Source organism: Nonomuraea sp. NPDC004580, assembly GCF_040609855.1.
GTDB lineage: Bacteria > Actinomycetota > Actinomycetes > Streptosporangiales > Streptosporangiaceae > Nonomuraea > Nonomuraea salmonea.
This window is the reverse complement of the sequence record NZ_JBEXLH010000029.1, coordinates 85157-99327: the sequence shown is the minus strand read 5'-3', so window position 1 is coordinate 99327 and position 14171 is coordinate 85157. Positions and strand designations below refer to the sequence as shown.

Genomic DNA, 14171 nt, shown 5'->3' with positions numbered 1-14171 from the left:
CTGCGCGGCCGTCGCGGGCGCGTCACGCAGCGCGGGGGCCAGCGCCGCCGCCGCCTTCAGCCGGGCCGCCGCCGCGACGTCCTGCAGCCCCATCTCGCGCAGCGCCGCCGGCACGCCCGACAGGAACAGCGCCTCGGCCTCGGCCCTGTCCAGCCCGGTCAGCCGGGTACGGTACCCGTCGAGCAGCCGGTACCCCCCGCCGCGCCCCCGATCGGCGTAGACCGGCACGCCCGCCTCCGACAGCGCCAGCACGTCGCGGTGCACCGTGCGCTCGGAGACCTCCAGCTCCTTGGCCAGCTCGGCCGCCGTCATCCCGCCCCTGGCCTGCAGCAGCAGGACCAGCGACATCAGCCGCGCGGCGCGCACAGCGGCAGCACCACGGCCGACGGCCGCCCGGGCGAACGGAACACCTCGACGTCGGCCGGCACCATCCGGCCGCCCCCTGAGCCGAGCGGCTCGCCGGTGCCGGGGTTGCGGGCGATCGTCGGGTACGCCCCCGCCGCCACGTGCAGCCGGATCCGGTGCTCGCGCCGGAACCGGTGCCCGATCGGCCACAGGTCCACCTCGACCCGCCGCACGCCGTCCTCGTCGGTGGCCCCAGGCCCCAGGCGTCTGACCCCCTCGCACACGTTGTACGACCGCCCGTCCGGATGCACGTCGCACACCCGCACCACCACGTCCACGTACGGCGTGCTGGAGCGGACGTACAGCTCGGCGCGCACCGGCCCGATCGCCTCCACGGCCGAGCGCAGCGCGGGGGAGCTGTAGACCAGCACGTCGCGCCGCTCCTCCAGCCGCCGCTGGTCGCGCGGCCTGGAGTCGCCCAGCAGCACGGGCCCGCCGATGCGCGGCGTCGGGTGGTCCGGGCGGTAGCGGAACCGGTCGGGCCCGCCCTCCAGCGGCCCGTCCGGCCCGAGCCCGAACCCCTCACGCAGGTGCCAGCGCGTCTCCCGCATGCCCGGCACCGGCCAGTCGGGGTAGTCGCGCCACTCGCCCGCCCCCGTCACGTGGATCCGCACCGGGTCGGGCCGCAGCCGCGACCGGTCGCCGAGCAGGTGGGCGCGGAACCACGCCGACGCCTCCTCCATGGTGGCGCGGCCGTGCCTGGCGTCGATGTGGTACCAGGGGCCGATCGTCAGGTACGGCCGCCGCCCGGCCGCCCGCAGCGCCGCGTAGTCCTTGAGCTGCCACGGCAGGAACACGTCGTACCAGCCGCCGAGCATCGTCACCGCCGCCTCCACCTTGCCCACCTTGGCGGAGAAATCCCGCTTGTGCCAATACGGGACCGCCGGGTCGGCGTGATGGGCGAGCAGGTCCTGGTAGAAGCGGAGCGGCCGGCCCGCCGAGACCAGGTCGAGCTCCGCCACCGGCCGCCCCGACAGCACCGCGCGGCGGGTCAGGCGGGGCGCGGTCAGCACCGAGGCGCCGCCGAACCTGCGCGACATGCCGTCGGTGAGCGTGGTCCAGCTCAGCGTCGACTCCAGCGCGAACGCGCCGCCCAGGTACGCGGCGTCCCTGAACTGGGAGGCGGTGATCTGCGTGGCCATCGCCTTCAGCTCGGGGCCGGCGAAGGGCGCGACGGCCCACTGCGTGTAACCCAGGTAGGAGGGGCCGAACATGGCGAACGAGCCGCCGTACCAGGGCTGCTCGCGCAGCCAGGCGATGGTGGCCAGGCCGTCGTCGTGCTCGTCGCCGAGCGGGTCGAGCAGGCCGCCCGAGCCGAAGCCGCCGCGGCAGCTCTGGATGACGACGTGCAGGCCCTGCCGGGCGAAGCCGCGCCCGTAGTACCAGCCGAGCATGCCGCGCCGCCCGTACGGGGAGCGCATGAGCACGACGGGGGCGGGACCGCCGTGCGGCGGCGCGTAGTGGTCGGCGAGCAGCCTCACGCCGTCGGGCATCGGCACGGGAAGGTCGCGTCTGATCCGCACGCGTCTCATATACCAACCAGTAACATACGCCGCCCCGGGCGAGTAGCCCGGGGCGGCGCACATCAGGGTCATCTCAGGGGCGCACCACCAGGGCCCCCTAGGATGCCGCCTTGTCGGGACGCTCCGAGATGCGCAGCCCGTTGACGAGCGTCGAGCCCTGCCGGGCCGCGAACCGCACGTTGAGCTGCCCGTCGGTCACCCGCACCGTGTACTGCCTGCTCACCGCCGTGTACGTGCCCGCCTCCAGGGCCAGGTCGAGCGCCGGGATCGCCAGCTCTCCCTCGACCAGCACGTCGAACACCCGCCTGCCCATCTGCGTGCGCTCGAGGTCGGCGAAGTTCAGCTCGACGGTGTACGTCCCGTTCGGCACGTCGTCGAAGCGGTACTCCAGCATGTCCTCTCGCGCCGTCCTGAACAGCGTCTGGTCGGTGGTGCCGGAGATGCTCTTGGACGTGCTCAGCGTCTTGTTCCTGCCGGCCACGTAGCCGTGACCGCCGGTGCTGTACTGCCTGTCGGGCGTCCAGGTGTCACCGGCGGCGTCCACCGTGTTCCGCTTCGCGCCGACGTCCACGGCGACCTGCAGCTTGGGCACCACGACGGTCACCGCGACCTCGATGGTCGGCTGCCGCCCGCTGGCCGACTTCACCAGCAGCGTGCCCGAGCGGTACGTGCCCGCGGCCACCCCGGCGCTGGACACCTCCACGGTCAGCTTCGCCTTCTGCCCCTTGGCGAGCTGCCCGGACGCCGGCGACACCGTGAACCACGAGTCGCCGGTCACCGTGTACGGCGTCGCCGCCCCGAGGTTGGTCAGCTCGATCGTGCGCTTGCGGGTGGTGTCGGCCGGTTGCACCACGGTCAGCTCCGCCGACGACGCGCTCACCCGGCCGGTGACCAGCGCCGTGTCCACCCGCGTCACCGTGGTCGGCGCCAGCGTGACGGGCTGGGTGAAGGTGCCGTAGTGCTCCTTGGACACCTCGACGTCGTAGTCGCCGGCCAGCACCTGCCCGTAGAACGTGCCGTCCTCGCCGGTCGTGAACGTGGCCACGTCGCCCACCTTCACCGTCGCACCGGCGATGGGCTCGCCGTCGTTGGCGTCGGTGACGGCGCCGACGACCAGGCCGTGCCGGCTGGCCGTGAAGGTCAGGCCCTGCCCGGTCGCGGCCACCGGCTCCTGGTAGGAGTACTGCAGCGCGTCGTCACCGGCCGCGTTCTCGACCCCGATGGTGGCGCTGAGGCCCTTGTCGCGCTCGCTCTCGATGTCCTTGTACCGGAACGCGATCGAGCCGTCCTCACCGAGCAGCGCCTCGAACGACACTCGCTGCGCGGTCTCGTTGTAGAAGCTGACGTTGCGCCACTCGACCACGAACTGCCGGTGCGGCGCCGTGCCCGTCACGCCCGTGTAGACGCCGCCTTGGGCGTCCACGATGAGGTCGTCCCAGTACGGGTAGACCGCGTTGTTCGGTGTGCTGCTCGCCGGCAGCCGGACGTTGCCCGCGGCGGTGGCCCGGTCGGTGGCGAAGGTGAGGAAGCCGTTGGTGGCGACCCACGCCCGGCTCTGGCCGGTTCCGTAGAACGGCACCTGGAACGGCAGCGTCACCTGCACGGCCTCGTCGTCACCGGTCAGCGCCAGCTTCTGGGTGCCCTCGACGTACGCCTGCGCGCCGGAGGCGCAGGTGTAGCCGAAGTTGTCGCCGCGCAGCGGCAGCTCGATGTCCTTGGTCAGGTCACCGTCCAGCGTGATCTCCGCGGTCGCGGTGCTGGAGCAGCGCGAGGAGGGCGTGACGGTCAGCTCGTACGAGCCGTGCGGCAGCGTCAGGCTGTAGCGGCCCGCCTCGTCGGTCACCGTGCTCACCGGCGTGCCCGCGGCGGTGACGGTGGCGCCCGCCTCGGGCGTGCCCGTCGTGCTGACCGTGCCCGACACCACGGCGTTCGCCTGGGCCGTCATGGTCAGGTCGGAGGTGGCCGCCTGCTCGGCGGTGATCGTCACGTCCGCCGTGGCCTCGGCGTAGCCGAACTTGGCGGCGGTCAGCCGGTAGTCGCCGGGCAGCAGGCGGGGCAGCGCGTACGTGCCGTCGGCGCCGGTCGTGACCGTGCGGGTCAGCGGGCCCGTGACGGTGACCGTCACGCCGGACAGCGGCTCGCCGCCGGCCGTGATCGTGCCGGACAGGTCACCGAGGCCCTCCTTGGGCGCGGCCTGGACGGCGGCGTAGGAGTCGAGCTTGCCCTCGCCCCACACGTTGTTGTCGGCCGCGGTGCCGCCGCAGCTGGTGTCGGCGGTGTCCACGGCGGTGCCGTCGAGCAGCGACCTGGTGGTCTCGATCTCGCCGGTCAGGCCAGGGGCCGCCGACCAGATCAGCGCCACCGTGGCGGCCACGTGCGGCGATGCCATCGAGGTGCCGGTGTAGGAGTCGTAGCCGTTGCCGGGCACCGAGGAGCGCACGTTGACGCCGGGGGCGGCGATGTTCGGCTTGATCTCGCCGTTCTCGCCCTCGCCCTTGCTGGAGCGGGCGTACAGGGCGTTGTTCACGTCGAAGGCGCCGGCGCTGTAGGCGGACACGTACTGGCCGGGCGAGCCGCTGGAGCGGCAGGACGGGCCCTCGTTGCCGTTGGAGAAGGCGGGGAAGATGCCCGCGGCGATCCAGGAGTCGACGACCTCCTTGTACCAGGGGTCGAAGCCCTCACCGCCCCAGGAGTTGTTGACGATGTCCGGCGCGAGGTCGGGGCGCGGGTTGTCGCCGTTCAGGTCGGTGGGCCGCACGATCCACTGGCCGGCCGCGAGCAGCGAGGCGTCGGTGCAGGTGTTGAGCTCGCAGCCCTTGGCCGCGATCCACTGCGCGCCCGGCGCCACGCCGATGCCGTTCGCGCCGACCATCGTGCCCATCGTGTGGGTGCCGTGACCGTTGTTGTCGCACGGCGCGGTCGAGGGGCACACGCGGGCCGGGTCGAACCAGTTGTAGTCGTGGCTGTAGCTGCCGTCGGGGTTCCTGCCCCGGTAGGTGGCCGCCAGGTCGGGGTGGTCGAACTGCACGCCGGTGTCGATGTTGGCCACCACGATGCCCTCACCGCGGTCGCCCAGCTCCTCCCAGACGCGCGGGGCGTTCACCCGGTCGATGTTCCACTCGACGGCGTTCACCCGGTTCTGCGCCTGGCCTTCGTCCGGCTTCGGCACGTCCAGCCGGCGGATCGGCTGGATGCGCTCGACCTCGGGCAGCTTGGCGATCTCACCGGCCAGCTTCTCGTCGGCGGTCACCTTGACCGCGTTGACGATCCAGTAAGGCGTGTACTCGGCCTTGCGGGCGTCGAGTAACTTGCGTAAGCCCTCCTGGGAGGACTTCGCCCGCTCGCTCTTGGCCTCGTAGACGGCTTCGGCCTTCAGCTCCTTGGTCGCGGCCCTGCGGGCGCCGCTGAGGTCGGCGGAGCCCTTCATCCTGACCCAGAAGGTGGCCTTGTCGTCCTGCGCCAGCCGCGCCTGCACGGCGGCGTCGATCTTGTCGGACTCTGGCGCCGCCTGTGCCGCGGTCTGCGGGACCAGCAGACCGGTGGCGGCCACGACGATCCCCGTGAGGATCATCCGCCAGCGGGGGGTTTGGGGCACGTGCTCTCCTTCTCGACGGGCGAAGGCTTGATCTTCACGCCTCTGTCGAGAAGAGTGAAGTGATCATGTCGGGAAAGCAATAGGTGTCGCAAAAAGTTACTTTGCGGACAGAAATGTAATCTGGTCAGGCGAACTGTCCGTAACCCCAGCCGTCTCACGGGGAACGGTGGCCGAACTGCGCCATGATGGCCATGAAGCGCGCCGCGATCCGCTCCGGGGCGTCGTCGTCCGGACCCAGGCCCACGTGCAGCATGACCGCCGCGGTCAGCACCTCCTGCACGACGTCCACGTCCACCTCGGAGGGCAGGCGGCCGCGGTCGCGGGTGCGCACCAGCACCTCGCGCACCGCCGCCGCGCGCCGCCCGCCGTTGACCTTCCTGTAGGTGTCCAGCAGCTCCGGGTAGTCGTCGCGGCTGCCGTACAGGCGGCGCAGCAACCGCCTGTTACGGGGGACCGCGAGGTAGCGGCCCCAGTCGGCGAACATCGCCTCGAGGTCGGGCCAGCCGGTCAGCGCCGGGTCGTCGTCGTGGTTGGCCCATTCCAGGGTGCGCACCAGCAGCGCCGTCTTGTCGGCGAACCTGCGGTAGACCGTCGCCCTGGTCACCCCGGCCCGCCGCGCCACCTGCTCGATGCTGGTCTGCTGGGCGCCCTGCTCGATCAGCAGGTCGAGCGCGGCCGCCAGGATGGCCAGGTCGGCCTCCTGGCTGCGCGGCCGGCCCGCCGCCCGCACCTGCGGCGCCTGGTCGTCGATCATGCCCCTCCGGTCAGCGTCCCGTCGTCTCGCAGGAGTCTATTGAGGCGCGTCCCAGGCGACGGGCAGCCGGTGCACGCCGTAGATCGCCATGTCCGTACGCAGGGGCACCTCCGCCGCCGGCACCGCGAGCCGCAGCGAGGGGAACCTGGCGAACAGCGCGGGGAAGGCCACCCGCATCTCCACCCGCGCCAGCTGCTGGCCCAGGCACTGGTGCACACCGTGCCCGAAGGCCACGTGGCTCCCGGAGCGCCGGGACGGGTCGAGCAGATCGGGCGAGTGGAAGCGGCCGGGGTCGCGGTCGGCCGCCGCCAGCGAGACGGTCACCGACTCGCCCTTGGCGACCCGTACGCCGCCCAGGTCGAGGTCCTCCAGTGCGGTGCGGACGAGGAACGGCACGATGCTGAGGTAGCGCAGCAGCTCCTCCACCGCCTGGTCCACGTCCTCGAACAGCGCGGCCGCCGCGCCCGGATGCTCCAGCAGCGCGAACGTGCCCAGCGCCAGCATGTTCGCGGTGGTGTCCAGGCCCGCGCCCAGCAGCATGAACCCGATCGTGGCCAGCTCGTCGTCGTCGAGGTCGCCGCGGGTCAGCCCGCTGAGCAGGTCGTCGGAGGGCGCCGCCCGCTTGGCCGCCACCAGCTCCTTGATCTGCCCCTGGACGGCGGCGAACGAGGCGTACTTCTCCTCGACCGTCAGCTCAGAACCGCTCAGCCTGGTCATCTGCGCGATGAAGGCAGGCCGGTCGGCCTCGGGCACGCCCAGCAGCTCGCAGATCACCACCGCGGGGATCGGCGCGGCGAACGCCGCCACCAGGTCGGCCTGCGGCCCCTGCCGCTCCATCGCGTCGAGGCACGTCCGCGTGACCTCCTCGATCCGCTCGGTCAGCCGGCGCATCCTGCGTACGGTGAACTCCCCGGTGAGCAGGTGGCGGTAGCGGGTGTGCTCCGGCGGGTCCATCGCGACGAACAGCCCGGGCGGCGCGGGCCGCCCCTGCGCCGCCTCCGACGCGATGGGCAGGTGCCGCAGCTCGGAACGGGCGCTGAAACGCGGGTCGGCCAGCACCTCGCGGGCCAGGGCGTGGCCGGTGACCAGCCACCCCTGATGCCCGTCGGGATAGGCGAGAGGAACGATGGGGCCGCGCTCGCGCAGCAGGGCCAGCTCGGCCGGCGGGTCGAACGGCGTGGGCCGCCCTGCGGGCATGGTGATCGTCTCGGTCATGGGGTCTCCCTTCACCAAGGAACGATACAGTACTGCTCTGTATTGAAATAGAAAGGCCGTCCGATGAGAGGGGGTAGTGTGCCAGGTGCGCCACACCGGTAGGGGGCGCGTTGCGCGATCATGGTCGGGGGGTTAACCTTGACCACATGCGAAATCACGCTCAGCTCCAGTGGTGGCGCCGCTTCTAGGCGGCGCGTGTTTCGCATTCCACAACGGACGGCCGCCCCGGATGGCGGCCTTTCTCGTGTCCGCCCCCGGGGCTCGATCATTTGAAGGGGCAGGAAGTGGAGAAGAGCGGATATACCACTGCCGGGGGCATCGGTGTCGAGCGCGAGACACGCGAGGTGGACGAGGCCGCACTCGAAGAGATCGTGACGGCGCTGTCGGAGCGGCGCGGCGGCGCGTTCTCCTCCGGCATGGACTACCCGGGCCGCTACAGCCGATGGGCGTTCGGCTACGTCGATCCGTGCCTCGAGATCGTCGCAAAGGGCCGGACGATCTCGGCGACCGCGCTCAACGAGCGTGGCCGCGTCGTGCTGCCCGCGATCACCACGTGCCTGCTGGCCGCCGGCAAGCCCGTCACCGAGCCCACGGCCGACCGGGTCGAGGTCCACGTCCCCGAGTCCGAGGACCTGCTGCCCGAGGAGATGCGCAGCCGCAGGCCCACCGTGTTCACCGCCATCCGCGAGGTGATCGCCGCCTTCAAGGGCGACGACCCGCACCTCGGCCTCTACGGCGCCTTCGGCTACGACCTGGCCTTCCAGTTCGAGCCCATCAGGCAGGAGCTCGTCCGCCCCGACGACCAGCGCGACCTCGTGCTGCACCTGCCCGACCGGCTCGTGGTCATCGACCGCCAGCGCGAGAGCAGCTTCGAGCACCGCTACGAGTTCACCGTCGACGGCGCCACCACCCGCGGCCTCGAGCGCACCGGCGCCACCGCCCCGCCCGTCACGCCCGCCGAGGTGCCGCCCAACCCGCCGAAGGGCGGATACGCCAAGGTCGTGGCCGCCGCCAAGGAGAAGTTCAAGCGCGGCGACCTGTTCGAGGTCGTGCCCGGCCAGGTCTTCCACGCCACCTGCACCGACCCGTCCGCCTTCTACCGCGGCCTGCGCACCAGCAACCCCGCCCCGTATGAGTTCATCATCAGCCTCGGCGAGGGCGAGCACCTCGTCGGCGCCTCACCGGAGATGTACGTCCGCGTCACCGGCGACCGCGTCGAGACCTGCCCCATCTCCGGCACCATCGCCCGCGGCCGCAACCCGGTCGAGGACGCCGAGGCCATCCGCACCCTCCTGTCCAGCGTGAAGGAGGAGTCGGAGCTGACCATGTGCACCGACGTCGACCGCAACGACAAGTCGCGCATCTGCGTCCCCGGCACGGTCAAGGTCATCGGCCGCCGCCAGATCGAGCTCTATTCCCGGCTCATCCACACCGTCGACCACATCGAGGGCCGGCTGCGCCCCGAGTTCGACGCCCTCGACGCCTTCCTCACCCACATGTGGGCCGTCACCGTCACCGGCGCCCCCAAGACGTGGGCCATGCAGTTCATCGAGGACCACGAGGCCACCACCCGCCGCTGGTACGGCGGCGCCATCGGCTTCATCGGCTTCGACGGGTCCATGAACACCGGGCTCACCCTGCGTACCGCACAGATCAAGAACGGCGTCGCCGCCGTCAGGGCAGGGGCGACGCTGCTGTTCGACTCCGACCCCGACTCCGAGGAGCGCGAGACCGAGCTGAAGGCCAGCGCCCTGCTCGGCGCGCTCGCCGCGGTCAACCAGCCCGGCGCCGTCCCGGTCGCCGAGACCAGGCAGCAGCCGGGCCTCGGCATGAAGGTCCTGCTCGTCGACCACGAGGACTCCTTCGTCAACACCCTGGCCGACTACTTCCGCCAGGAGGGCGCCGACGTCGTCACCCTGCGCCACGGCTTCCCGACCCACATGATCGACGAGATCGCGCCCGACCTGGTCGTGCTCTCGCCCGGCCCCGGCTGGCCGACCGACTTCGGCATGTCGGCGCTGCTCGACGAGGTCTACGCCCGCGATCTGCCCGTCTTCGGCGTCTGCCTGGGCCTGCAGGCCATGGTCGAGCAGGCCGGCGGCACCCTTGAGCTGCTCGACTACCCCGAGCACGGCAAGCGCGGCCGGGTCTCCAGGGTGTCCGAGAGCGCGCTGCTGGAGGGGCTGCCCGAGGAGTTCACCGCGGCCCGCTATCACTCCCTGCACGCCAAGCGGCCCGGCGTGGTCGGCTTCACCCCCACCGCGCTCACACCCGACGGCAACGTCATGGCCATCGAGGACGCCGCGCGGCGGCGCTTCGCCGTGCAGTTCCACCCCGAGTCGATCCTCACCCAGGAGGGCAACGCGGGCGCCAAGATCATCTCGAACGTCCTGCGGCTCGCCCGCAGATGAGTAAAACCCGGGCGGGGGCGTGCGGGGCTCCCCTAGAGTCTCCGCATGCTCCCCGTAGACCTGCCAGGCACGGTGCGTGACGCGCTGCTCGCCCCGCTCGTCGACCACCACTGCCACGGGGTGCGGCGCGACGACCTCGGCAGGGCCGGCTTCGAGCTGCTCATCAGCGGGGCCGGCAGCCCGGCGCCGCCCGGCACCACCCACTTCGACACGCCGCTCGGCGTCGCCGTACGACGGTGGTGCGGGCCGCTGCTCGACCTGGAGCCGCACGCGCCGCCCGCCGTCTACCTGGCCCGCCGCGAGGAGCTGGGCGCCGGCGAGGTCAACCGGCGGCTGCTGGCCGGGGCCGGGGTGGTGGCGTTCCTCGTCGACTCCGCCTCGCAGGACGGCGAGCTGCTGAGCGCCACCGAGATGGGCCGCCACGGCGGGGCCGCCGCCGACGAGCTCGTCCGCGTCGAGCACATCGAACGCGACGTCGCCGCCTCCGCCCAGCTCGCCGTCGACTACCTCGACGACCTGGGCGAGCAGCTCGCCGCCAGGGCGGCGCGCGCGGTCGGGCTCAAGACCGTCGCGGGCGCGCTGTGCGGCCTCGACCTGGAGCCGTCCAGGCCCGCCCGGGGCGCCGTGATCGCCGCCGCCAACCGCCGCCTCGCCGACCCCAAGCCCCCGCTCACCGACCCGGTCCTGGTCCACTACCTGGTCTGGAGCGCCGTGGACGTGGCCAGAGAACGCGGCCTCCCCCTGCAGTTCCACTGCGGCCTCGGAAGCGGCCTCGGCGGCGTCCTCACCGGTGGGCTCGGCGGGCCGCTCGGCGAGCCGCATCGGGCGGACCCGGCCAGGCTGAGCGCGTTCGCGGGCGCGCTGCAGCCGCTCGGCGTCCCGATGATCCTGCTGCACAGCTACCCGTTCCACCGCCAGGCCGCGTACCTGGCGGCGGCCTTCCCGCACGTGTACGTGGACGTCGGCCTCGCCCCGCCGCACACCGCCGCCGCGGCCCGCGTCATCGACGAGCTGCTGGAGCTGGCCCCGTTCCACAAGCAGCTGTTCAGCTCCGGCGCCTGCGGCCTGGCCGAAACCGCCTACCTGGGCGCGCTCACCTACCGCCGGGCCCTGTCCCGGGCCCTGTCCACCAGAATCGACTCGGGCGAGTGGAGCACCGCCGACGCCTCCAGGATCGCCCACATGATCGGCTCAGGCAACGCCCGCCGCATCTACCGCCTCTGACGGCTGCGCACGCACCACCCACGCCCGCCCCCTGAGCGGCTTCCGCCGCACGCCGTCCGGCGCGCAGCGAAGCCGCATTCCACAGCGCTTCGCGCTGTCAGGCGCATTGCCGCACGACGTCTTCTTCGCCGACCGTTTGAGCAGGTCGCCGGCCTTCTCCGGGCGCCGTGCGGGGCTCCCGGGGTGAAATACCCGAACAAAAATCCAAATTTCCCGTCTTATAAACAGCCCCATCGTTTCTTGTCGATTTGTCAATATCGCTGTCATGATCGGTGGCGCCAGACAAACCTACCCCTTGGAGGTGCCGTGTCCTGGCGTCCCATCACCCTCGTGGCCGCGTTATGCCTGGCGCTCGCCGTGCCGGGCACCGCGGCGGCCGACGACCCGCCGCCCGAGGTGGAGCAGCGTGCGGGCACCCGCGCCCCGGCAGAGGTGCACGGCCTGTCCGAGCCCGCGCAGGCGGGCGACCCGGTGGCCGCCGCCAAGGCGCACCTGGCCGACCCCCGCTACCACCTCGACCCCGCCGACCTGGCCCCGCTCAGGACGGTCGTGGACGGCGCCGACGAGACGGTCAGGTTCGCCCAGCGCCACCGGGGCGTGCCCGTCTTCGGCGCCCACTACCTGGTGCACTTCCGTAAGGACGGCGACCGGCGCGAGGTGGTCGGCGCGGGCGGCCGCTTCCTCACCGAGCTGACCGTCTCCACCACCCCCACCGTCACCGGGAAGACCGCCGCGCGGATCGCCCACACCACCATGATCCGCGACCACCGGTCCCGCGAGGGCGCCACCGCCCAGGCCGCGGGGCTCGTCGTGGTGCCGAGCGGCGCCGGCCAGCTGGCCTGGCACGTGGTGCTCACCGGCCGCGACGCGGTCGCCAAGAGGCCGCTGCTGCTCGACGCGTATGTGGACGCCCACTCAGGCCGCCCCCTGTTCGCCGTGGACCGCCTGCGCATGGAGGGCCCGGTGACCGGCAGCGGGCGGACCGCGCACGGCCGTACCGTGGAGCTGAACGCCTACGAGCGCGCAGACGGCGGCTACGAGCTGCGTGACCGCACCCGCCCGATGTGGGACGGCACCGACGGCGAGATTCTCACCTACGACGCCGCCGGCCGCACCTTCTTCGACTTCTTCGCCCCCGGCATCCCGGAGGGCACCGAACTGGTCCGCTCCGCCACCCCCGCCTTCGGCCCCGAGCACACCGAGACCGGCGCCGTGGACGCCCACTGGAGCGCCGGGCAGGTCTACGAGTACTACCGCGGGCTCGGCCGCGACGGGCTCGACGGGCAGGGCGGCACCATGTACTCGGTGGTCAACGTCACGGCGGACGGCGAGCCGTACACCAACGCCTTCTGGGACGGCACCAAGATGGTCTACGGCGGAGGCGGCGACTACCACTCCTTCGCCGCCGCGCTCGACGTCGTCGGCCACGAGATGACCCACGGCGTCATCACGCACAGCGCCGACCTGGTCTACATCGGCCAGTCCGGCGCGATCAACGAGGGCCTGGCCGACTACTTCGGCAACGCCATCCAGGTGGACACGTACGGCATCCCGATGAGCGACCCGAACGCGAGCCTGCTCGGCGAGACGCTGTGCAAGACCGCCCCGCCGGAGGAGTGCGCCGGCCGTGACCTCGACGACGGCCGCGTGGCCGGCGAGGACTACCTCGGCTTCACCGTCGGCTACGACAACGGCGGCGTGCACTACAACTCCACGATCTTCTCCGGCGCCCTCTGGGACGTCAGGGAGACGCTGGGCGGCGCCGTCGCCGACCGGCTCGTCTACAAGGCGCTCACCGAGTACATGACGCCGCTGGACGACTTCGTGGACGGCCGCCGCGCCGTCGAGTCGGCGGCCCGCGCGCTCGGCATGTCCGCCCGCGACAAGCTGACCGTCGCCCGCGCGTTCGACCGGCACGGCATCAGGCCGGGCTGGGAGCGCGCGCTGCGCACCGACTCGCGCGTGCTGATCGACGGCATCACCGACCGCCTCGCGCGCCCCGACGTGGCCGGCGACCGGTACGTCATCTCCAACACCTCACCCGACGCCCTGTCGCCGAGCGTGATCCTCACCGGCCGGATCGGCGGCGGCAAGCCGGTGCGGCTGTCGGAGGGCGAGCGGTGGAACTCCGTCCCGGCCACCGACGGCAGGCGGGCCGCGTGGACCTCGTTCGACGCCGCGCAGGAGCACTACCAGGTCCACGTCCGCCCGCTCGACCGCAGCTCGCCGCCCGAGCTCGTCTTCGAGGCCCCGAGCCTCGTCGACTCGGTGGCGATCGACGGCGACACGATCGTGTGGGACGGCGTCGATGCCGACGGCGAGCACGGGGTCTGGGTCAAGCGCGGCTCCGCGGCGCCCGTCGAGGTCACCGCGGAGGCCGCCGTGCACGGGTTCTCGCCGTCGCTCAAGGGCGGCAGGCTCGCCTACGAGCGGTACTGGACGGAGGACGGCGCGCTGCGCAGCGCACCCGCCGTCGTCGACCTCAGGACCGGTGCCGAGACCGTCATTCCCATGCCGGCCGGCTCGTGGACCGCGAGGCCGATCCTGACCGGCCGTCACCTCGTCTGGACGTACGACGCGGACGACGACGGCCGCTACGGCGTCATGCGAGCCGCACCCGACGGCACCCGCAGGGCCGTCGTCGTGCAGGACGGCCCGCAGGCGCCCGGGCCGAACTGGTTCGACGCCAACGACGAGGTCGCCACCATCGGCGTGTGGCCCGACGGCAGCGGGACCGGGATCTCGAACGCGATCCTGCCGAAGATCCACCAGGTGCCGCTCGGTGGCGGGGCCCCGCAGCGCTACTCGTGCAACCGGGGATTCCAGGACTACTTCGCCTCCGGAGAGGGCAGAACCGTCGTCTGGCTCGACGGCACCGACGGGAACACCGACCTGGTGACCCGCGACAGGCCCGCGCCGCGCTGCCGTACCGGCTCGTGACGCCGGGCCAGGTGACCGCCGGGCGACGGCCCGCGCACGCGGGTTGACCTGGGCAGGCGCCCGCCGCACCACGCGAGGGGGGCGGCGGGCACCGAGCCCTGGTC

8 protein-coding genes are annotated in these 14171 nt (G+C 72.4%); 3 read left to right on the top strand and 5 right to left on the bottom strand.

From position 1 onward, the window contains the following. From ABZW11_RS27285 to ABZW11_RS27265, 5 genes are all read right to left on the bottom strand, one after another. The coding region (locus ABZW11_RS27285) for an HTH domain-containing protein (RefSeq protein ID WP_355422611.1) at nucleotides 1-366 on the bottom strand (366 nt) is incomplete at its 3' end. After that, nucleotides 348-1937: a CocE/NonD family hydrolase gene (locus ABZW11_RS27280; protein ID WP_355422609.1), complete on the bottom strand. Its 1590-nt coding sequence runs from the start codon at nucleotides 1935-1937 to the stop codon at nucleotides 348-350. The genes ABZW11_RS27280 and ABZW11_RS27285, both read right to left, overlap by 19 nt. An 88-nt stretch (nucleotides 1938-2025) precedes the next feature. Next, a complete protein-coding gene (locus ABZW11_RS27275) occupies nucleotides 2026-5523 on the bottom strand; it encodes a S8 family serine peptidase (protein WP_355422606.1) in 3498 nt (1165 codons plus the stop codon). A gap of 154 nt (nucleotides 5524-5677) precedes the next feature. Next, nucleotides 5678-6277 (bottom strand): helix-turn-helix domain-containing protein, encoded by a 600-nt coding sequence (locus ABZW11_RS27270; RefSeq protein WP_355422603.1) that lies wholly within the window; start codon nucleotides 6275-6277, stop codon nucleotides 5678-5680. A gap of 36 nt (nucleotides 6278-6313) precedes the next feature. Further along, nucleotides 6314-7492 carry a cytochrome P450 gene (locus tag ABZW11_RS27265; protein ID WP_355422601.1) on the bottom strand — a complete coding sequence of 393 codons (1179 nt, stop codon included), beginning with the start codon at nucleotides 7490-7492 and terminating at the stop codon, nucleotides 6314-6316. Between the two features lie 284 nt (nucleotides 7493-7776). On the opposite strand from ABZW11_RS27265, the gene ABZW11_RS27260 reads away from it, so the two are divergent. From ABZW11_RS27260 to ABZW11_RS27250, 3 genes are all read left to right on the top strand, one after another. Beyond that, a complete protein-coding gene (locus tag ABZW11_RS27260; protein ID WP_355422598.1) occupies nucleotides 7777-9903 on the top strand; it encodes an anthranilate synthase component I in 2127 nt (708 codons plus the stop codon). A gap of 45 nt (nucleotides 9904-9948) precedes the next feature. Then, nucleotides 9949-11127: an amidohydrolase family protein gene (locus ABZW11_RS27255; protein WP_355422595.1), complete on the top strand. Its 1179-nt coding sequence runs from the start codon at nucleotides 9949-9951 to the stop codon at nucleotides 11125-11127. A 306-nt stretch (nucleotides 11128-11433) separates the two neighbouring features. Continuing rightward, complete coding sequence (locus ABZW11_RS27250; RefSeq protein WP_355422592.1) at nucleotides 11434-14067, top strand: M4 family metallopeptidase; 2634 nt, start codon at nucleotides 11434-11436, stop codon at nucleotides 14065-14067. The last annotated feature ends 104 nt before the right edge of the window (nucleotides 14068-14171 follow it).

What these genes read in the sequence shown, in the direction of transcription:
- ABZW11_RS27280 (WP_355422609.1), bottom strand. Translation starts at nt 1,937, where the DNA reads ATGAGACGCGTGCGGATCAGACGCGACCTTCCCGTGCCGATGCCCGAC.
- ABZW11_RS27270 (WP_355422603.1), bottom strand. Translation starts at nt 6,277, where the DNA reads ATGATCGACGACCAGGCGCCGCAGGTGCGGGCGGCGGGCCGGCCGCGC.
- ABZW11_RS27265 (WP_355422601.1), bottom strand. Translation starts at nt 7,492, where the DNA reads ATGACCGAGACGATCACCATGCCCGCAGGGCGGCCCACGCCGTTCGAC.
- ABZW11_RS27255 (WP_355422595.1), top strand. Translation starts at nt 9,949, where the DNA reads ATGCTCCCCGTAGACCTGCCAGGCACGGTGCGTGACGCGCTGCTCGCC.